22 protein-coding genes and 1 pseudogene are annotated in these 19,511 nt (G+C 62.8%); 11 read left to right on the forward strand and 12 right to left on the reverse strand.

Translation table 11 applies throughout. From position 1 onward, the window contains the following. Positions 1-33 precede the first annotated feature (33 nt). The 6 genes from F1609_RS18345 to F1609_RS18370 form a co-directional block, all read right to left on the reverse strand. On the reverse strand, positions 34-822 hold the full coding sequence (locus F1609_RS18345) for a nucleotidyltransferase domain-containing protein (RefSeq protein ID WP_167077837.1): 789 nt from the start codon (positions 820-822) through the stop codon (positions 34-36). Between the two features lie 52 nt (positions 823-874). Further along, entirely contained in the window at positions 875-1,888 is a 1,014-nt protein-coding gene (locus tag F1609_RS18350) for an alpha/beta fold hydrolase (protein ID WP_167077838.1), read from the reverse strand. A 580-nt stretch (positions 1,889-2,468) separates the two neighbouring features. Continuing rightward, positions 2,469-2,879, reverse strand: a complete 411-nt coding sequence (locus F1609_RS18355) for a KGG domain-containing protein (protein WP_167077839.1) — start codon at positions 2,877-2,879, stop codon at positions 2,469-2,471. A 111-nt stretch (positions 2,880-2,990) separates the two neighbouring features. After that, positions 2,991-3,548, reverse strand: coding sequence for a hemerythrin domain-containing protein (locus tag F1609_RS18360; protein WP_167077840.1), 558 nt, complete (start codon positions 3,546-3,548; stop codon positions 2,991-2,993). A 32-nt stretch (positions 3,549-3,580) separates the two neighbouring features. Continuing rightward, on the reverse strand, positions 3,581-3,955 hold the full coding sequence (locus F1609_RS18365) for a phasin family protein (RefSeq protein ID WP_167077841.1): 375 nt from the start codon (positions 3,953-3,955) through the stop codon (positions 3,581-3,583). Positions 3,956-4,159: 204 nt separating this feature from the next. Then, complete coding sequence (locus tag F1609_RS18370) at positions 4,160-5,191, reverse strand: NADP-dependent oxidoreductase (protein WP_167077842.1); 1,032 nt, start codon at positions 5,189-5,191, stop codon at positions 4,160-4,162. Positions 5,192-5,330: 139 nt separating this feature from the next. On the opposite strand from F1609_RS18370, the gene purU reads away from it, so the two are divergent. Next, complete coding sequence (gene purU, locus F1609_RS18375; protein ID WP_167077843.1) at positions 5,331-6,200, forward strand: formyltetrahydrofolate deformylase; 870 nt, start codon at positions 5,331-5,333, stop codon at positions 6,198-6,200. Between the two features lie 33 nt (positions 6,201-6,233). Further along, the gene (locus F1609_RS18380) at positions 6,234-6,776 is read left to right on the forward strand and encodes a YaeQ family protein (protein WP_166882436.1); all 543 of its coding nucleotides are present in this window, start codon (positions 6,234-6,236) and stop codon (positions 6,774-6,776) included. 17 nt (positions 6,777-6,793) lie between these two features. Here F1609_RS18380 and F1609_RS18385 read toward each other — a convergent pair whose 3' ends face one another. Beyond that, a complete protein-coding gene (locus F1609_RS18385) occupies positions 6,794-7,726 on the reverse strand; it encodes an alpha/beta fold hydrolase (RefSeq protein WP_167077844.1) in 933 nt (310 codons plus the stop codon). 122 nt (positions 7,727-7,848) lie between these two features. Here F1609_RS18385 and F1609_RS18390 point away from each other — a divergent pair, with 122 nt between their 5' ends. The 5 genes and pseudogenes from F1609_RS18390 (at position 7,849) to F1609_RS18410 (ending at position 12,417) form a co-directional block, all read left to right on the forward strand. Next, positions 7,849-8,448: a CGNR zinc finger domain-containing protein gene (locus F1609_RS18390; protein ID WP_167077845.1), complete on the forward strand. Its 600-nt coding sequence runs from the start codon at positions 7,849-7,851 to the stop codon at positions 8,446-8,448. A 236-nt stretch (positions 8,449-8,684) separates the two neighbouring features. Next, a complete protein-coding gene (locus F1609_RS18395) occupies positions 8,685-9,080 on the forward strand; it encodes a DUF2946 domain-containing protein (RefSeq protein WP_167077846.1) in 396 nt (131 codons plus the stop codon). Positions 9,081-9,173: 93 nt separating this feature from the next. Next, positions 9,174-9,527, forward strand: a pseudogene (locus F1609_RS18400) (copper chaperone PCu(A)C); the annotation flags it as partial. A gap of 139 nt (positions 9,528-9,666) precedes the next feature. Then, positions 9,667-10,128, forward strand: a complete 462-nt coding sequence (locus tag F1609_RS18405; RefSeq protein WP_167077848.1) for a YcnI family copper-binding membrane protein — start codon at positions 9,667-9,669, stop codon at positions 10,126-10,128. A gap of 9 nt (positions 10,129-10,137) precedes the next feature. Beyond that, positions 10,138-12,417 carry a TonB-dependent receptor gene (locus F1609_RS18410; protein ID WP_167077849.1) on the forward strand — a complete coding sequence of 760 codons (2,280 nt, stop codon included), beginning with the start codon at positions 10,138-10,140 and terminating at the stop codon, positions 12,415-12,417. A gap of 4 nt (positions 12,418-12,421) precedes the next feature. On the opposite strand, the gene F1609_RS18415 is transcribed toward F1609_RS18410, so the two are convergent. The 3 genes from F1609_RS18415 to F1609_RS18425 all read right to left on the reverse strand — a co-directional run bounded on the left by F1609_RS18415 (position 12,422) and on the right by F1609_RS18425 (position 14,787). Then, positions 12,422-13,195: a head GIN domain-containing protein gene (locus F1609_RS18415; RefSeq protein ID WP_167077850.1), complete on the reverse strand. Its 774-nt coding sequence runs from the start codon at positions 13,193-13,195 to the stop codon at positions 12,422-12,424. Positions 13,196-13,310: 115 nt separating this feature from the next. Next, positions 13,311-14,201 carry an alpha/beta hydrolase family protein gene (locus F1609_RS18420; RefSeq protein WP_167077851.1) on the reverse strand — a complete coding sequence of 297 codons (891 nt, stop codon included), beginning with the start codon at positions 14,199-14,201 and terminating at the stop codon, positions 13,311-13,313. Then, positions 14,194-14,787 carry a TetR/AcrR family transcriptional regulator gene (locus tag F1609_RS18425; RefSeq protein ID WP_167077852.1) on the reverse strand — a complete coding sequence of 198 codons (594 nt, stop codon included), beginning with the start codon at positions 14,785-14,787 and terminating at the stop codon, positions 14,194-14,196. Before F1609_RS18425 ends, F1609_RS18420 begins: the two co-directional genes overlap by 8 nt. A 124-nt stretch (positions 14,788-14,911) precedes the next feature. On the opposite strand from F1609_RS18425, the gene F1609_RS18430 reads away from it, so the two are divergent. Genes F1609_RS18430 through F1609_RS18440 form a run of 3 tightly spaced genes read left to right on the forward strand, consistent with a single transcriptional unit; the run spans position 14,912 to position 16,457 of the window. Beyond that, a complete protein-coding gene (locus F1609_RS18430; protein ID WP_167077853.1) occupies positions 14,912-15,550 on the forward strand; it encodes a class I SAM-dependent rRNA methyltransferase in 639 nt (212 codons plus the stop codon). Positions 15,551-15,598: 48 nt separating this feature from the next. Then, complete coding sequence (locus F1609_RS18435) at positions 15,599-16,045, forward strand: hypothetical protein (protein ID WP_167077854.1); 447 nt, start codon at positions 15,599-15,601, stop codon at positions 16,043-16,045. Position 16,046: 1 nt separating this feature from the next. Further along, on the forward strand, positions 16,047-16,457 hold the full coding sequence (locus F1609_RS18440) for a hypothetical protein (protein ID WP_167077855.1): 411 nt from the start codon (positions 16,047-16,049) through the stop codon (positions 16,455-16,457). A gap of 404 nt (positions 16,458-16,861) precedes the next feature. Here F1609_RS18440 and F1609_RS18445 read toward each other — a convergent pair whose 3' ends face one another. Further along, entirely contained in the window at positions 16,862-17,614 is a 753-nt protein-coding gene (locus F1609_RS18445) for an SDR family oxidoreductase (RefSeq protein ID WP_167077856.1), read from the reverse strand. A gap of 138 nt (positions 17,615-17,752) precedes the next feature. Between F1609_RS18445 and F1609_RS18450 the strand changes: the two genes are divergently transcribed. After that, positions 17,753-18,664, forward strand: coding sequence for a LysR family transcriptional regulator (locus F1609_RS18450; RefSeq protein ID WP_167077857.1), 912 nt, complete (start codon positions 17,753-17,755; stop codon positions 18,662-18,664). A 56-nt stretch (positions 18,665-18,720) separates the two neighbouring features. Here the strand turns inward: F1609_RS18450 and F1609_RS18455 are convergent, their stop codons facing one another. Continuing rightward, a complete protein-coding gene (locus tag F1609_RS18455; RefSeq protein WP_167077858.1) occupies positions 18,721-19,503 on the reverse strand; it encodes a 2,3-dihydro-2,3-dihydroxybenzoate dehydrogenase in 783 nt (260 codons plus the stop codon). Positions 19,504-19,511 lie beyond the last annotated feature (8 nt).

Below are 19,511 nucleotides of genomic sequence, written 5' to 3' on the forward strand. Positions count from 1 at the left end.
CCAAGCGGGGTGGCGCCAGGCGGGTCGGCCGGATTACTTTTCGTGTTCGCGTAGTACGGCGTGAAACAGGGCGTTCAGGGCGGGCAGGGGCTGGGCACGCGGCACCGGCAGCGGTTGCACCGATTCCAGGCGCGTCAGTTCCTGCTCGATGAAGTCATTGAGCAGGGCGATCGGTTCGGATAGCCCCAGCTCGGGCGCGGCGCGTTTTTGCTCCAGCAGGGCGTCGATCCGCGCCAGCAAATCCGGGCGATGGTCGAGCAAATGCAGCAGCTTGTGGAATTCGATCGGCGCCGCCGTGCCGTAACGCTCGATCCAATGCACCGAGAGCAGCGCGCGCAGCACATAAAAATACTTCTTGAGCGGAACCTGCGCGGCGCGCAAATGGTCGCTGTAATTGGTCTTGGCCATGCTGCGGTAGTGATAAATCCCGCGCTCCGCCGAATACAGCGCCGGCAGCAGTTCCCGCGCCCCGGCGCCGAAGCCGCCAGTCTCGATATAGGTGATCGGCGACTGGATCCATTCCACCATCGCCGGATTGGTTTTCCAGAGCAGGCGCAGGGCCTTGCGCAGGTCCCAGCCATTGAGGTCGATGTCGTCGACGATCGGGTATTCGATCACGTCGCGCCGCTCTTCCAGATCGACCGCCAGATACCAGTCGGCCGGGCGCGCATAGATAAAACGCACATCGTAATCGCTGTTGGGCGACGCAAAACCCCAGGCGCGGCTGCCCGATTCAATCGCCAGGATAATGCGCACGCCTTCTTCGCGCTCGGTGCGCGCCAGGCGCGTCATTATCTCGGTCCTTACCTCGTCTGGGATCATGCTGGTTCCTTGTGTTCCGCAGGCGGTGTCGGTCCACCTGCCCGGTCCGGCATTATGGCTTGATTTGCGCGAGTACGTCAGCTATTGCCTTGATCACCGCCTGCGGCTGGTCGGCCTGGATAATATGGCCGGCGCCCGGCACCACCCGGTGCGTACTGCGCGTGGACAGCGCCGCCATCTCCTGGTGGATCGCGTAGTTTTCCTTTTCCGTTGCCTTGTTCAACTCGCTTTGCGGTTTGCCCGGAATGGCATACGGCGACACGCCGCGCGTGAGCACCATCAGTGGCAGGTCGCCAAAGGGCTTGCGCGCCGCGCGCAGCTGGGCGTTGCTGACCTCGAAAGCGTCTTCCTCGGCGTTGCGCGCGCGCCAGTAGGCGGGCGAGGTGAGCGAGGCGAGGTAGGCGGCGTTGAGGGCGCGGCCGAATTGCGGCTGGACCCCACCCGTGCAGTTGGTGAACAGCTCACTGCCGGGAACAAAGCCTTTTTTGGCTTGGGCCTCGCAGGCGTTGGCGTACTCGAGGCTGCCCGCCATCATCTCCTTGAACTTGCCTTTCGAGACGACATTGATGCGGTCCATTTCATCTTCATGGTGGCCTTCGACCAGCACCAATCCCTTGACTTCATCGGGATAGCGGTAGGTGAACAACTGCACGTTGGCGCCGCCCAGGGAATTGCCGACCAGGACGTAAGGCGGCGCAATGCCGGCCTTGCCCAGGGCGGCGTGCAAGTCTTCCACCACGTTGGCCGAGGTGTTCGGGCGCGGCGACGGGTCGCTGAAGCCCATGCCGGCGCGGTCGAAGATGCAGGCGCGCGTCTGCTTGGCCACCTCCGGCTGCACGTTGTGCCAGACCCAGCCTCCCATGCCGGACGGCGCGTCGAAGATGACCGTGTTCGCTCCGGAGCCGCTGCAATACAGGTTCAGGCGCCGTCCGCCGATATCGACCAGTTGATTTGGGTGGGAAAACGCGAGCCCGGCATCGACCGCGGAGGGGGCCTGGGCAAAGCTGGAAGCGCCGCACACTGCGGCGATGACGGTCACGGATAAACGCAAGGCGAAACGTGGCATGGCGAACGTCTTTCTTGTTGGATGGGGATGCCGTCGGATGCGGCTTCCAGAGTTGCATCATAGATTATTTACTATTTCTTGAGGAGGTGAGGCGGCGAACTAATTTGACAGCGCGCCTTGCTGGCGTTGGCGCGCTTGCCATATGCACGTGCACGCGGCGAGCGCCGTGACTGGTGCGAACCTGTGCATAGATGCATGCGGCTGCAGCGGAAGATTCTGCGCGCGAAGGCGCGATGCAAAGGTGCGGGGCGATGTGCGCGATGGTGGTGCGCTGTCGCCAATCTGCATATGCATGCAGATGCCTGATTCGACATCACACCGTGCCGGGCGCATACCGCTGAGCCCTGAAACGTACGCGCACATCAACAGGCGGCGATCTGGCCGGCACTGCCGTTGCAGTGTGGATCGTCACTCTGGCGTGTCGAGGGACGACGGTGCACATCCGTCGCTCGCGGTCCTGCCTGGACCGTCAACGACGTACCGTCCGGACGGCATGCGCACGGCGTGGATACCACGCAGGCTCCATCACGTTTGTGCAGGTGGACCGATGGCGCCCGCATGCCGGCAGCGCCACCGGACCTTAATCCGCCGCCTTGTCCTTGGGCTTTTCCTTGCTGCCCTGGCGTGCTCCCTTGGCGGCGGCGCCATCGCCATTGCCGGCGGCGGCGGCGGCGGCAGCACGCGCCGCCGACTGGCGGCTCTCGCCACCCTTGCGGCCAATGTCGGCCATGTGCTCGCGGTTGCGGCTGACCGCTTCACCGCCTTTTTGCCCGGCCCGCCGCGCTTCTTCGGAATCAAATTCGTGCGCCGTGCCTTTTTGGTGGGCGGCCTGGCCGCCCTTGCTGGCAATTTCGCGCTGCTGATTCTGGTCCATCGCCGCGAAGCCGCGCTTGGCGGGACCGCTGCCGCTGCCGCTGCCGCTGCCGCTCTTTTGCGCGTTGCCGCTTGACGTACTGTTTTTGTTGCCTGCGCTTTCCTTACTTGTCGCCATGTCGTTCTCCTTGTGTATGGATATCGGAACCCCGCTCTCGTGCGTTACCGGGCTTGTGGGTTAGAGAAGTGCTCAATTCAATAGTTCCCCTGCGATGGCGCTACGCGACCCTTAATCCGGTGGACGCGGGGTGCGGCGCGCATTGTTGTGCGGTTCCATCGCGTCGATCGGCGTCGGCGGCGCGGTCAGGTCGTCGTCGAGTTCTTCCTTGCGCGCGGCCAGCCGCTCGCCCAGTTCCCCGAGGTCGAGGAGCGATTCGAGTGCCACATCGAAGATGTCGCGTTCTTCCTTGTCGATGTGGTGCGCCATCTCTTCGCCCAGCACCGTGACCGTGGCGTCGAAATGGTCGTCGCCCGGATACATCACTTCGAGCTGGCTGATCAGGTCGCGCATGCCGCCGTGCTCGACGTCGGCTTCGTCCATCAGGTCACCGTCATCGATGACGGAGCGCAGCATGGGATAGAAAATCTCTTCCTCGATCATCGAGTGCAAGGTCAGTTCGTAGCAGATCTCGTCGACCAGCTCGAACTTGCGTTCGTCGTCGTCGTTGTCGTTCTCGCGCAGGCTTTCAAATTCGAGAAAAAGGCTTTTGACCTTTTCATGGTCGGCTTTCAGCAATTCGAGCGCGTCGATCGCCGCGCCGCTTTTTGGCTTACCGTGGGTAGACATGGGTGAACTCCGTGGTGACTGTTTGCCGGCCGTTACTCCGGCCGGTGGTGGGGTGCGTGCGCCTCGCCGGACGAGCGCAGCAGGCGCTGCGCGGCACCGGCGCCGCCTGCCAGATCGAGCCCGGCGCCGGACAGCACGCCGCCCAGCTGCTGCTGATAGCTGTGCCAGTGGCCGATGGCCGGCTCGGCCGCGCGCGCCGCCACCAGCGCCAGCTGGAACGGATCGGGGCACGCCACCAGCGCACGTGCGGCGTTGATGGCGTCGCCGTTAAGTTGCCGGGCGAGCTGCAGATTGAGCTCGCTCAGCCTGCGTAGCGCATCGACACCCGCGCGCGCCAGCTCGGTGAGAAAATGGACCTGCGTGTCGAAGGGCGAATGCATCGGTGGTCGGTTTGAATAGGATGGCATGACGTTCCTTGTCGTAAAACATGGGGAAGGACGCTGTCGCGTTCAGGCGAACGTGCGTCGACATGTGATAGACGTGACAAGGCGCGCCAAAGTTCCACGAACTTTGCGCGAAGGCGCGTTAGGTCAAGCGGGAAGGGAGTAAAGGGCCGCCGCGAACGGGCGGCCCGGTGCTTCAGATCATATTAATGGTGCGCGGCGCATGGCTTACGCGTCCGCCACCTTGAGCACGAGCTTGCCGAAGTTTTTGCCTTCGAACAGCATCAACAGCGCTTCCGGGAAATTCTCAAGGCCGTCGACGACATCTTCGCGGCTCTTGAACGTGCCTTCCTGCATCCACTTGGCCATGGCGGCCACGCCCAGGTGATAGCGGTCGGCGTAGTCGAACACGACGATGCCTTCCATGCGCGCGCGGTTCACCAGCAAGGACAGGTAGTTGGCCGGACCCTTGACCGGGGTGGTGTTGTTGTACTGCGAAATGGCGCCGCAGATGACGATGCGCGCGCGCAGGTTGATGCGCGTGAGCACGGTGTCGAGGATCTCGCCGCCGACGTTGTCGAAGTAGACGTCCACGCCGTTCGGGCAATGTTCTTTCAGGCCATCCTTGACCGCGCTGTTCTTGTAGTCGATGCAGGCGTCGAAGCCCAGTTCATTGACCACGAAGTCGCATTTTTCCTTGCCGCCGGCAATGCCGACCACGCGGCAGCCGAGCTGCTTGGCGACCTGGCCGACCGTCATGCCGACCGCACCCGCCGCGCCCGACACCACCACGGTCTCGCCGGCTTTCGGCTGGCCCGATTCGATCAGGCCGAAGTAGCCGGTCATGCCCGGCATGCCGAGCGTGTTGAGCCAGGTGGTCAGCGGCGCCATGGCCGGGAAGATCTTGTAGAAGTTGCCCGACTTGTCATCGGCCGCGCCGACCCAGTATTGCTGCACGCCGGTGCCGCCGGACACGGTGTCGCCGACTGCAAACTTGTCGGACTTGGAGGCGACGATCACGCCCACGCCGCCGGCGCGCATGGTTTCGCCAATGGCGACCGGGCGGATGTACGACTTGCCTTCGTTCATCCAGCCGCGCATGGCCGGGTCGAGCGACAGGTACAGGACCTTGATCACGATCTCGCCATCGGTGATCTCGCGCACTGGTTCGGTAAGTTGCTCCCAGTCGCTGCGTTTCGGCATCCCGACAGGGCGGGCGGCGAGGCGGAACTGCTGGTTCATCAGTGCGGCAGTGGTCATGGCGAGTCCTTGGTTGAAGTGGTGATTTGCCTACTATACCGTAATTCTGCACGGGCGTGCTTTTTTGTAATGGAACGATTTTCCCTGACGCATGCGACAATACAAGGTTCGCAGTTTCCACGCCATTCACACCAAGACCATGACGCATCCAGAATACATATTGACCCTGTCCTGCCTCGACCAGCGCGGCATTGTGCACCGTGTGTCGGGCTTTCTCGCCGAGCATGGCTGCAACATCATCGATTCGGCCCAGTTCGGCGATGCCGAATCGAAGCTGTTTTTCATGCGCGTCCACTTTGCGCTGGAAGAGGGCGCCGTCGGCGACGCTGTGCTGCGCGCCGATTTCGAATCCCTGTGCACGCAGATGGGCATGAACGGGCAACTGCACGACGCCCGCGCCAAGCCGCGCGTGATGCTGATGGTCTCGAAAATCGGGCATTGCCTGAATGATTTGCTGTTTCGCTACAAGAGCGGCCTGCTGCCGGTGGACATTCCAGCCATCGTGTCGAACCACATGGATTTTTACCAGCTGGCGGCCAGCTACAACATTCCCTTCCACCACTTGCCGCTGGCGACCGGTGCGGATGCGGCGGCCAAAGAGGCGCAGGAAGCGCGCGTGCTCGACCTGATGCACACGCACAAGATCGACCTGGTGGTGCTGGCGCGCTACATGCAGATCCTGTCGCCGGGCCTGTGCGAGGCGATGCGCGGCAAGGCGATCAATATCCACCATTCGTTCCTGCCGAGTTTTAAAGGCGCCAAGCCGTATGCGCAGGCGCATCACCGCGGCGTGAAGCTGATCGGCGCGACCGCGCATTTTGTCACCGGCGATCTGGATGAAGGTCCGATCATCGAGCAGGATGTCGAGCGGGTCGATCACGCGATGGATGCCGATACCTTGAGCGCGATCGGGCGCGACGTCGAATGCGTGGTGCTGGCGCGCGCGGTGAAATGGTTCGTGGAGCACCGCATTTTGCAAAATGGCGACAAGACTGTCGTCTTCAAATAATTCAATTCAAAGAAGTTAAAGGCAGGCGTATCAATGGCACTTAAAGCGACAATTTACAAGGCAGAGCTGCAGATTGCGGACATGGACCGCAACTACTACCAGGAGCACATCCTGACCCTGGCGCGGCATCCATCGGAGACCGACGAGCGGATGATGATCCGCCTGCTCGCGTTTGCCATCCACGCGAGCGAATCGCTGACCTTTACCAAGGGCCTGTTCGATACCGACGAACCGGACCTGTGGCAAAAAGACCTGACCGGCGCGATCGAATTGTGGATCGAAGTCGGGCAGCCGGACGAAAAGCGCCTGATGAAAGCGTGCGGCCGCAGCGAGCGCGTGATCGTCTACAGCTACAGCGCGACCAGCCATATCTGGTACAAGCAGATCGCCAATAAACTCGAGCGCGCCAAGAACCTGACCGTGATTAACATCCCGGCCGACGCCAGCGCGCAGCTCGAAGCCCTTGCGCAGCGCAATATGCAGTTGCAGTGCACGATCCAGGACGGCCAGATCTACCTGACCGACAGCGTCAACACGGTGCTGATCGAGCGCGAGGATTTCAAGGCGCTGCGTTAAACCAGCGCGCCCCAAGCTCAGGGCTTGACGCTGCGGTCCAGAAACTCCAGCATGGCCGCCGCGATCTCCTTGCCATGGGTTTCGAGGGCGAAGTGGCCGGTGTCGAGGAAACGCACTTCGGCCTTGGGATTGTCGCGCTTGAATGCCTCGGCGCCGGCCGGGGTGAAGAACGGATCCTTGTTGCCCCAGATTGCCAATGTCGGCGGCTGGTAACGGCGGAAATAATCGTGCAGCTGCGCATACTGCCTGATGTTCTGGCCGTAGTCGAGCAGCAGGTCCATCTGCGCCTCGACGCCGATGCGCTCGATGGCCGCGTGGGCCAACTGGTAGCTTTCCGGCGCAATCAGCGAAGCATCCCGCACGCCTTCCGTGTACTGCCACTTGATCATGTCAGCCGTGTTAAAGCGGCGCAGCGCCTCGCGGTTGGCGGCGCTCGGCTCGGCCCAGGCCCGGCGCATGTCGGCCCATCCCGCACTCAATCCCTCTTCATAGGCATTGCCGTTCTGGCTCACCAGCGCGGTCACCTTGTGCGGGTTGTTGACCGCCAGGCGCCAGCCAACCGGCGCGCCATAGTCGAACACATACATGGCGTAGCGCTCCATGCCTTTGGCCACCGTCAACGCGTCGATCACCGATGTCAGCTTGTCGAAGGTGTAGTTGAACTTGACTCCCGGTTTGACGCTGGTCTGCCCGAAGCCTGGCAGGTCGGGGGCGATCACATGGTATTTTGCGGCCAGTTGCGGGATCAGCTCGCGGAACATGTGCGACGAGGCGCCAAAGCCGTGCAACAGCAGCACTGCCGGCGCGTTGGGTGAGCCGGCTTCGCGGTAGAACACCTGCACGCCCTGGATGTCGATTGTCTTGTGGTGGACTTGCACCGGAACTGGTGCGGCGTTGGCGGTGAGCGCAGTGGCGAGGGCGGCGGCTAACAGTGTGTTGTTGGGGTTCATGATTGTCCTTGAAGTGATGGGTATGGCATCCGTATAACCGTTATAATTGACTCAAACAGGTTACTTAACCGCAGTATGCGTGCGCTTTAGTAACCTGTCAACGACATTTTTAGGGGTTACTAATGACAAATGCAGGAATCCAGCGCGATGGCGGCCTGGCCGAGGCGCCGATCCTGGGCGACCATCTCGCCATGGACTTGATGAATACGCAGGCGCGCAGCAACGGCGCGCTCGTCGATTACTGGAACAGTGGTGGGGATGTGCTCGCCTGGCTGGCGCGTTGCGGCGTGGTGCCGGCGGAAGGGGGCATCGACCTGGACGTATTGCTGGCGCGCGCGACGGCGCTGCGTACACTGGCGCATCGGCTGATTGTTCAGCGCAAGGAGGACGAGCCGGGCGACGCCAGCGCGCTCAACCCGTATCTGCACGCCTACCTGAGCGCCCCGCATCTCGATCGCGACAGCGAGGGCAAGCTGATGTTGACGCGCATGGCGCGCGGCGACGCGCTGGCATCGTTGCTGGGACCGGTCGCCGAATCGGTGGCGCAGTTACTGGTGGACGGTGATTTCACGCTCGTCAAGCAGTGCGAGCACCCCGACTGCATCCTCTGGTTCTACGACCGCACCAAGGCGCACAAGCGCCGCTGGTGCAGCATGGCCTTGTGCGGCAATCGCTACAAGGCCGCCCAGTTCAGAAAACGCAGCAGTGGCGAGACACAGTAGACCAGGTCAGGCGTTTTTTTGCACGGCGCGTTTGCGGCGCCATGGTCATTCCTTGGGATTGGGTTTCCCCGGACCGGGCGTCGCAAATAGTACGTCAAGCGCCAATGCAAAATTATCGTTTTTGAAACCGTTGTTTAATCATCAAAACGCCAAATGCCTTGGAGTACCTAGTTCTTTTGGCGTGGGAGGTATTGGCCCCAACGCAGCATCGCTACGATATAATTCACCCCATGAATATGAAGTCGACAAAGTGGCGCCTGCAAATCTGGATCGCGTGTCTTGCGATCCTGATGAACGTGCTCGCTCCCTCGATTTCGCACGCGCTGGCGGCCGTTCGCGCCGACTCTCCCGGCGCCGATATCTGCTTCACCGATCCCGGCATGCGCGCCGCACCCGCCGTCGAAGCCATCAGCTTCGTCGCCGCGCAGCTCGAGCACTCCGACGCCGGCATGATGCAGGACTGCGGCTACTGCCTTCCGCACGCCGGCAGCTACTCGCTGATGCCGAACCAGATCACCGGCATGGCCATCCTCGGCGGCCACGAGCTGCGCCCGTTCCTGTTCTATCGCGCGCCGCAGCCGCTGCTCGCGCTCACCGCCGCTCCACCGCGCGGCCCGCCTTCGGTTCTCTGATGGATATTGCGGCGCCCCGCGCGCCGCACCCTTGCGACCTTGCGCGCCTGCCCGGCAGGCCCGCGTCTACAGAACCTGTTACAGAGAACCACCATGAACAAGAATATCTATGCGCTCGTCGCCTTGTGCGCCTTTGCCTCGTCCGCCTTTGCCCAGCTTAAAGTCGACGCTCCGTGGGCACGCGCCACCGTGCCGGTCCAGAAAACCAGCGGCGCCTTCATGCAGTTGCAGTCGCCCACAGACGTGCGCCTCGTCGGCGCCAGTTCGCCGGTGGCCGGCAGCGTCGAAATGCACAAGATGGAGATGAAAGGCGACCAGATGAAAATGGAGCAGGTCGACGCCATCGAGCTGCCTGCCAACAAGGCCGTCAGGCTGGCCTCGGGCGGCTACCACCTCATGCTGATCGACCTGAAACGCCAGCTCAAGGCGGGCGACTCGGTGCCGCTCACGTTGACCATCGAACACCCGAACAGGAAACGCGAATCGATGACCGTCCAGGTTCCCGTCAAGCCGCTGAACTTCGTCAGCCAACCCGGTGCGCACGCTGCCCACTGACCTTGACGCAAACCCCGACCCGGACTCCATCATGAACATTCGCCTTCTCTTCGCCTGCGCGGCCCTGGCCGCGCCGCTCGTGCACGCCCACGTGACGCTCGAACAAACCAGCGCCACCGCCGGCGCCTACCAAAAACTGACCTTCCGCGCCGGCCACGGCTGCAAGGGCAGCCCGACCCACACGCTCACCGTGAACCTGCCCGACGGCGTCAATGGCGCCAAACCGATGCCCAAAACCGGGTGGACTGTGAGCGCCACGGCCAGCCAGGTCACCTGGAAAGGCGGCCCGCTGCTCGACGCGCATTACGATGAATTCGTCATGCAGGTCAAGCTGCCCGCCTCGGTCGGCAGGCACTACTTCAAGGTCACGCAGCTGTGCGACGAAGGCCGCATGGACTGGGACGCCATTGCCGACGCCAGCGGCGCGAAGCTCGCCTCGCCCGCACCGTTTATCGAGATTCTCCCCGCCGCAGCCGGCGCACCCCACCACTAAGGGCTCGTCATGAAACCATTTTTTACCAGTGCCCCGGCGCTGGGGATCCTGCTCGCCTGTAGCGCCGGCGTGGTACAAGCCACGCACACCCCCGACAAGCTGCCGGTGGTGACCGTTAATGGCGGGCGTCCCAGCTCGCTGCCGACCCAGATCCCGACCACGATCGAATCGATCAGCGGCGCCCAGGTGGAGCAGCGCATCAACGCCACCGACAGCGAAGACGCGCTCAAATACTTCCCCAGCCTGAATGTGCGCAAGCGCTACATCGGCGACTACGACCACGCGGTGCTGGCCAGCCGCGCGTCCGGCACCGGCAACAGTGCGCGTTCGCTGGTGTACGCCGACGGCATCCTGCTCTCCAACCTGCTCGGCAACGGCGCCACGTTCACCCCGCGCTGGGGCATGGTCTCGCCCGAGGAAATCGAGCGCGTCGATGTGCTGTACGGGCCATTTTCGGCAGCCTACCCCGGTAATTCGGCCGGCGCCGTGGTCGACTTCCAGACCCGCATGCCGACCCGCCTGGAAGCGCACGTGAAGCTGTCCGCGTTCAGCCAGCGCTATCGCCAGTACGCTACCGACGACCGCTTCGGCGGAGGGCAGGGCAGCGCCTCGGTCGGCAACCGCCAGGGCGCGTGGTCGTGGTGGGTCGATGTGTCGCGCCTCGACAGCCGCGGCCAGCCGATCGCGTTCGCCAACAAGCTGGTGTCGACGGGCGTGAACAGCGCCGCCGGCCTGCCGGTGAGCGGTGCCGTGCTTGACAAAAACTCCGCCAACAAGGACTGGCTGATCATCGGCGCCAGCGGCCAGTCGCACACGGTGCAGGATCACGCCAAGATCAAGCTGGCCTACGATGTCTCGCCGGTGCTGCGCGCCAGCTATACGCTGGGCTGGTGGGGCAACGACGCCCACCGCGCCACCGAGACCTACCTGCGCGACGCGAATGGTGCGCCAGTGTATCGCGGCGACGCCAATGGCTTCATCAACGTGGGCGGCAGGCGCTATGAGCTCAAGGCCTCGGACCTGGCGCCGAGCATTGGCAAACTTGAACACCTGATGCACGGCTTCTCGCTCAAGCAGCACAGCAAGGGCGTGTGGGACTGGGAAGTCGCGGCCAGCAAATACGACTACGCCAAAGACCTGGTACGTACGCCGGTGGTGCCTGTTGCCAACATCGATCAGACGGGGCGCGGCAACGTGACCGACATGGGCGGCAGCGGCTGGACCACGCTGGCGCTCAAGGCCATCTGGCGCCCGATTGCGTCCCACATCGTCGACATGGGCGTGCAGAGCGACACTGCGGCCCTGCGCACGCGCGTGTTTTCGAGCAGCGACTGGATCGGCGCGGGCGACGGTGCCACCGTGTCCACGTTTAACGGCAACACGCGCCTGCGCAGCCTGTACGCGCAGGACACCTGGCGCTTTGCGCCGCAGTGGAAGACCACGCTCGGCATGCGCCTGGAGCGCTGGAGCGCGTACGGCGGCGACGTATCGAACACCGCCTCGGTGGCGCCGCTGCCGTTCGGCGAGCGCAGCGAAACGAGCTGGTCGCCGAAAGCGGCGCTGGCGTGGCAGGCCACCGACGAGTGGGCGTTCAAGGCATCGGCCGGGCGCGCGGTGCGCAACCCGACCGCGGCGGAACTGTTCCAGGGCTCGATCGTCGACCAGCAGATCGTCAACCGCGACCCGAACCTGCGCGCCGAACGCTCATGGACGGGCGAACTGACGGCCGAACGGATGACCAGCGATACGTCGCTGCGCGCCACCCTGTTCCACGAAACCACGCGCGACGCCCTGTACTCGCAAGCGCTGACCAACCTGGTGAACACGGTGCAGAACGTCGACAAGATCCGTACCAACGGCGTGGAAATGGCATGGCAGGGCGACGACGTGATGGTGCACGGCCTGACCATCAACAGCAGCCTGACCTACGCCGATTCGGGCATCGTGCAAAACCGCGGCTTTGCGGCCAGCGTCGGCAAACGCCAGCCGCGCGTGCCGCAGTGGCGCGCCAACCTGCTTACGACTTACCACCTGGGCCGGGACTGGGCCGGCAGCGTGGGGGTGCGCTACAGCGGCAAGCAATACGGCACCCTGGATAACACCGATCCGAACGGCGCCACCTACATGGGCGTATCAAGCTATCTGGTGGCCGACCTGCGGGTGCGCTACAAGATCAGCAAGCAGTGGAGCGCGGCGCTCGGGATCGACAATGTGAACAATGCGCGCTACTGGGCCTTTCACCCGTACACCCAGCGCACCGCCGTGGCGGAACTGCGCTTCGACCTGTAAGCGCTCAGCGCGGCACGTCGCCCAGGCGGCGCGTGTTGCCGGAGCCGGCGATCGATTTGCTCACCGTCGGGTCGCCGTAGTAGTTCACGTTGCCCGAACCGGCAATCGATGCATGCAGCCTGGTGCTGGCCCACACGGTCGCCTCGCCGGAACCGGCCACGCTGAGGCTGGCGTCGCGCGCCTTGACCTTGCCCAGGTCGACGTCGCCCGAGCCGCCGATCGAAATCGATGCCTTGTTCACCGAGCCGGCGACGCCCGACAGGCTGCCGCTGCCGCCAACGGCGATGACGGCGTTGTCGGCCTCGATATGTTTGACGACGATGGAGCCCGATCCGCCGACGTTGATAGTGACCCTGTCGCCGCGCACGGCGTCGGCACTGATGCTGCCCGCGCCGCCGATCGACAGGTGATCGATGCTCCTGGCCTGCACCACGATCTTCATGTTGCCGGTCTTGAGGTGCAGGTTGCGTTTGTTGGGGCGCAGCTTGAGCGTGCCGTCTTCGATCACGGTCTCGATCAATGGCAGCAGGTTGTTGTCGGTTTCGATGGTGACGCTTTCGGTGTCGCCGGTGCGCACTTCCAGCTTGGCCGGAAGGCTTAGCGCCACGCCGTTAAAGCGGCCCAGCGCGCGCGTTTCGCGTTTGAGGATGGTGCTGCCCTCGACGCGCTCGCCGCTGAACCAGTCGCCGGCCGCGTGGCTGGCGGGCAGCGCGCACGCGAGGGCGGCTGCGAGGACGAGGTAGCGCAGGGGGGAACGGGTTGTTTGTGCTCGGGTCATGGCGGCTTCCTCGGTATGTGGTTGGATAAGGCTCCTGACCAGCATACTAGGCAAGCATGCATCGCGCCGCGCGCCGTTTGCGACAGACGGCAGCGCGCGCCGGACAGGCTGCAATTTAACGCGATAAAGCGGCCGGGCGAATCCGTCCGTGCTGTTCCAGCCAGCCGAGCGCCCCTTCCCACAACGGTTTGCAGTGGGCCTTGAAATAGCCCATATGGCCGATCGGCCCCAGGCCGGCCTGGCGCGGGTCGATGTCGGTCGACTGCCAGCCGGCGTTGCGGTAGGCCGACATGAAGGCGTTGCGCGAGGGCGGGCGCGCCCACAGGTCGTCGAGCGCGTTGCAGGCCATGATCGGGCTGCGCACGTTCTCGTACGAGGCGGCGATGTGGGTCATGTGCGGGTCTTCGAAAAAATAGCGCGGAAAGGTGCACCAGCGCTTCCACTGGCGGTACACGTCGATCGGCAGGTCTTCGCCCATGCCCATCCAGTTCCAGGCCAGGTAGCCCTTGACGCGCACGATGAGCGGGCCGACCACGCGCCACATCAGCAGCACGCGCAGGCGCTCGGCCGGCGGCATCCATCCATGCCAGCCGGCGCCGGTGGCGAAGGTGTACAGGGCGTCGACCTTGTCGTGGTTGGGCAGCAGGCCAAAGGCATGGCCGCCGTAGGAGTGGCCGACCATGTACAAGGGCAGTCCGGGCACGCTCATGGCCTCGACGGCGGCGGCCAGGTCCTGGCGGCCCCAGTCCAGGTAATCCATGCGAAAGCCCTTGAGCGAGGCAGGTTTGGACAGGCCGATGCCGCGATAATCGAGCGTCATCACGTTATAGCCGCAACTGCTGGCGTACTGCGCGAAGCGCCGGTAAAAGCCCTGCGGCACGCCGGTGGCGCCGGCCACCACCAGGTGTCCGCGCGTGAGGCCGGTGGCAGGGTAGCGCAGCGCCGCGATCGGGTAGCCGTCGGCGGTCATCAAGGTCAGGGATTCGGCATCGACTGGCTTACGCATGATCGGGCTCCTTGGGGCGCTGCAGTTTCAGATAGGTGAGCAGGGCGGCGCTGACCAGTGCCATCGGCTCCGGCGTGCCGGCCACGCGCGCCTGCAGCAGGCCGCCCTCGTAGGCGGCCAGCAGCAGGGCGGCGGTGGCGTGGGCGCTGGCGGCCTCGTAGCCGGCCTGGGTCAGGCTGCTGGCGATGCGTTCGCGCAGCGCGGCGAAGCCCTTGGCCAGCGCTGCGCGGATGGCGACATCGTCGGCGGTGGTTTCGAGGGCGATGGTGGCCAGCGGGCAGCCGCGTTCGTAATGGCTGGCGTCGAGCCGCTTCTGGGCGCCGTTAATCCAGATCATCAGCGCGGCGCCCGGATCGCCGCTGGCAGCCATGCTCGCCTCCATGCTGTCGCACAGGCGCGCGATGGTCAGGTCGATGGCGGCCACCGCCAGTTCGGTCTTGCCGCCGGGGAAATGATGGTAGAGCACGCCTTTGGGCGCGTCGGCGGCGGCCAGCAGTTCGGTCAGGCCGCTGCCGTGCAGGCCACGGCGTTGCAGGGCGTCGATCATGGCGCCGATCAGGCGCTGTTTGGCATCGCTTGGTTTCATGCAATTCATCCTATAGACTGATCGGTCTAGGCGCAAGAAAAATCTTTGCGGGGTAGAGGATGGGTTCTAAATGGGCCGGCAGGCGGTATCATTCGGTATTGCAATGCATTTTCACTGGAACCACATGCTGATCATCACCATCAAACAGGGCAAGGAAAAGAGCCTGCTCGCCGGCGAGCCCTGGATTTACGCGTCCGCGATCGAGAAAGTCGACGGCAAGCCGAACGAAAAAATGAAGCCGGGCGGCACGGCGATCGTGCAGTCGTCGTCGACCAAATTCCTGGCGCGCGCCGCCTACAATTCCAAGTCGCAGATCCGCGCGCGCGTGTGGACTTTTGACGAAGGCGAGCCGGTTGACCATGCGCTGATCAAGCGGCGGGTAAAAGCGGCGCTCGCCAAGAGCGCGGCGGCGGCGAAAAAGGCGCGTCCGGACCAGGTGGTCAAGCTGGTCAATGCCGAGGCGGATAATTTGCCGGGTTTGCTGGTGGAGCAGTATGGCGGTAAAGAGGGATATCTGATCTGCGAATTCCAGGCCGCCGGCGTCGATGCGTGGAAGGTGCCGATCGTGCAGACCCTGATCGCCGAAACCGGCTGCCGCAATGTGTACGAGCGCGCCGATGAACTGGTGCGCAAGGGCGAAGGATTGCCGTTCGTCGAAGGCGCGCTGGCGGGCGACGAGCCGCCCGATGAAGTGCCGGTGACGGAGAATGGCGTGAAGTATGCGCTGGATTTGAAGACGGGCGAACGCTACAAGTTCCGTTAAAATGAAGTGGCGCGTCGTCACCGGCCGCCATCTGAAAATGAGAAGAACATGCTGGAGCTGAAAGTAACGCCAGACAGAAACAACGCGCGCGCCATGATCCAACATATCGAGGCGAAAAACATCGAGTATGAAAGCGGAAGTTACCTGATTTCGCTTCCGATGGGCGTTGATGACGATGACCAATGCGCGCTCTATTTTGAGGCGGACCACGTTGACGAGCCGCTTCTGGAAGTGGCAAGAAGCCTGCTCCGCGATCTTGATCGCCTCGATAATGCCGTACAAGCGTCATGCGCAGATGAGTGCCGCAAATCCGGACTGCATCCCAGAGCTTTTGAAAGCGGCCTGGCGTTCATGACACTGCGTGCCGACTCGGTGGTGCTGCATTATCATGGTACGGGTGTCAATACGGAATGGGATGAGCTTGCGAGGCTGGAGGGCGGCACCTGGGTTCACGCTGGCATGTACAACGAAGCGGTTTCACCACCAGGAAGATGACATGGTTCGCCTAGCCGTGGGGGCACTGGTCGTCACTGGCATCTCGCTCGGTTTGGGCGTACTCTATACCAAGGGAATCGTCGTCGAAACCACGCCGGATTCGTTCGCTGTACGCGCCAACATGCCCGTTTTCGAGATAAAGAACAGCAAAATGAACGTGCGAATGGCACCGACGCCGGCGAAATGGCCGGAAGAAACTGCCACGATCTATCGTGCAGCGTCGTATGGCGTTCCCGTCAAAGTGAAGCTGCAATCGACAAGGGGAATTGTCTTCTTCGACGTCGTTGGCTTGAGCGCGGAGGGCGATTTTCTGATTCCCTGCGACTCTGCCAGGACATGCCGTTCGATATTGCAGGCAGTGCAGATGGACGTGCCGGAACAATTGAGCAGCGCGGCCATCAACCCGCTGTAATCAACGTGAGGTTTCCGGCTGGTTCGCACCACCCATTACTTCTTCTTAGGTCCTCTTATGTCGTCTGAACTTGTAGCGCTGTACTGTAGTGAGCCGTGCAGAAACAAGGAGGTAGTCCGGTCATTCGGTATCTGCCGGGAATGCAATAACTCTTGGGATAGACGTACACCCGAGCATTACCGAAATAATGCATGGAAAATATGCATCAGTTGTTCCGCTACCCAATGCCGATGCATCGTCTGCGGCGCAAAAACTGACGGTCTTCCCACTGATTGCGCTTCGCCTGACTTCCCAACCTAGTGCGCCATCGATAATCAACATAGATCACTGGCGCCATTGACGCATCGTTCACGCCGATATTCCTGCGCCCGATCGCGGGCTTCACGATCGGGAAGCCAGGGCCTTTAACCGTTGAGCATTCGGCCGCCATCGACCACGATTTCGGAACCCAATGTCCATGTGGACTCGTCCGACGCGAAGTACAACACCGCCTTGGCCACTTCTGCCGGCGTGCCGAAACGGCCGAACGGTATGCTCATGGTGATTTCCTTGTTGAGCTGATCGCGGTAGGCGGCAGGGATGCCCAGTTTGTCGTACAGCGGGGTGTCCACCGGGCCAGGGCTGACCGCATTGAATCGAATGCCGCGTCCCAGCAATTCACTCGACAGTGTCTTGGACAGATTCAGGAAGGCTGCCTTGGTCGCGGCGTAAACCGACGAGCGCGCCATGCCCACGTGCGCGTTGACGGAGGTGTTCAACACCACCGAAGCAGGATTGGCAAACACCGGCAACAGCGACTGGATCAGGAAATACGGCCCCTTGACGTTGATATCGAATGAGCGGTCGAACATCTCTTCCGTCCATTCTTCGATCGGCATCCAGACCGACACGCCAGCGTTGAGGAAGGCGACGTCGAGCTGGCCGTAATGATCCTTGATTGCTTGCGCCAGTTCTTGCTGTGCCGCTACGCTGGCAGAGTCGGCACGTAACACGAGCACGTCGGGCCCCAGCTCGGATCGTGCTTTTTCGATGGAATCGGGGTTGACGCCGGTAACGATAACGCGTGCGCCTTCGGCCAGGAAATGCTTGGCCGTTTCAAGACCGATACCGCTGGTACCGCCGGTAATCAGGGTACGTTTTCCTTGTAAGCGAGACATTGACATCCTTTTGTTTGGTTGGTTGACATGGACGCAAGCGCCTCCGCTGCATCTCGACCGTCAGGATGGACCTCTTTACAGGAATAGATAAGTGGCTGTATTTGTATATAATTCATGCTTTCAGTGCATGAATGAGCAATGGACCGCTTCTTGCTGATGACATGTTTTGCGCGCACGGTAGAGATGGGAAGCCTGTCTGCGGCCGGGCGCGACCTTGGGCTAAGCCAACCCAACGTCAGCCGGTATGTGGCGGCGTTGGAAGAGCATCTGCAAATCCGGCTTCTGCATCGTTCCACGCGCAGGCTCAGCCTCACGCCGGAAGGCGAGCGCTACTACGCGGAGGTACGGCGTATTCTGACCGCCGTGGCGGAATCGGAAACGGCGCTTCGCGACAACGTCGAGCCATCAGGCCTGTTGCGTGTTGCTTGCCCCACGACACTGACGCATGCGTTCGTATTGCCCCACGTGCCGGAGTTTCTTCGGCGCTATCCGGCAGTCACGCTGGATCTCCAGCTCAACGATGGCTATGTCAATCTGGTCGATGAAAGCACCGAGCTGGCAATTCGCATCGGCCATCTTGAAGACAGCGCGTTGCGCGCGCGCCGCATCGGCCAATTCGAGCGAGTCTGTGTTGCGAGCGAAGGATACATCGCTGCGCGCGGGTACCCGGAAAGTCCTGATGATTTGCGCGGCCACGACTGTCTGCCCTACACGTTTCTCTCATCGGGCAATAGCTGGCGTTTCCGGACTGCCGACGTCCCGGTATCGGGCAGGGTGAGTGTCAATTCGCCCGAGGCCGTGCGCGAACTGGTCGCGGCCGGTCTTGGCATCGCTTATGGGCCGCAGTGGCTGTTCGAGGCTGGATTAAGCGACGGCAGCTTGCGCCTTCTGCTGCGCGAGCATGTGCCGCCACCGGTGCCGATTCATATTCTGTATGTGGCAAATCGCCTCATGCCACGGCGTGTCAGCGTGTTCATGGATTTCATTGCCGGGAAATTCTCGCTAGTCCCCGCATTCAATGGCACTGTTGCATCGTCCTCTCCAGCGTGACTGCTGGCGATGACGCGAAGCTCCGGACCAGATAACACACACGGGTGCTGCCGCACTTAACTTCCCAGGGTCGCGCCGCCATCGATCCTCAAATCATGCATGGTAATGTGGCGCGCGCTGTCCGACGCCAGGTACAGCACCGCGTCGGCAATATCGTCCGGCGTTGCGATCCGTTTCAGCGGAATCCCCAGCCTGAACGTCTCCAGCGAACCGCCGATCACGCCTTGCGAGCCATCGGCCCCATTCCACAACTGGCGCTGCATCTCGGTATCGGTCGATCCGGGCGAGACCACATTGCAGCGAATCCCGTGCGGCGCCAGTTCCAATCCAAGGCAGCGCATGAACTGCGTGGATGCCGCCTTCGATGCCGCATACGCCCCCATCTGCATGCGCGGCACGCTCGACGCATTCGAGGCCACCGTCACAATGGCGCCGCGCTTGCGTTCCACCATGCCGGCCGCCACCGCGCGGCACAGGCGGAACACGCCGCCGGCGTTGACCGCGAAGGTGCGCTCCCAGTCGTCGTCGCTGTAGTCCAGAATGGCCCCCATGCGCAGGATGCCCGCCACGTTGACCAGTACATCAATCTCGCCCAGTTCACGCCGCACGCGCGCCACCGCCTTGTTCACGGCCGCGCTGTCGGTCACATCGACCGCGATGCCGATGGCTTGAGTGCCGCCGGCGCGCAGCGTGGCCGCCATATCCTCGACCGCGCCAGCCTTGACATCGAACACCGCCACTGCAGCGCCGCCCGTTGCCAGCTTGCGCGCCACGGCCGCGCCGATGCCCTGCGCCGCGCCGGTGACCAGCGCGACCTTGCCTTCGAATTGATTTGTCATCTCGTTCC

Source organism: Massilia aquatica, assembly GCF_011682045.1.
Taxonomy (GTDB): domain Bacteria; phylum Pseudomonadota; class Gammaproteobacteria; order Burkholderiales; family Burkholderiaceae_D; genus Telluria_A; species Telluria_A aquatica.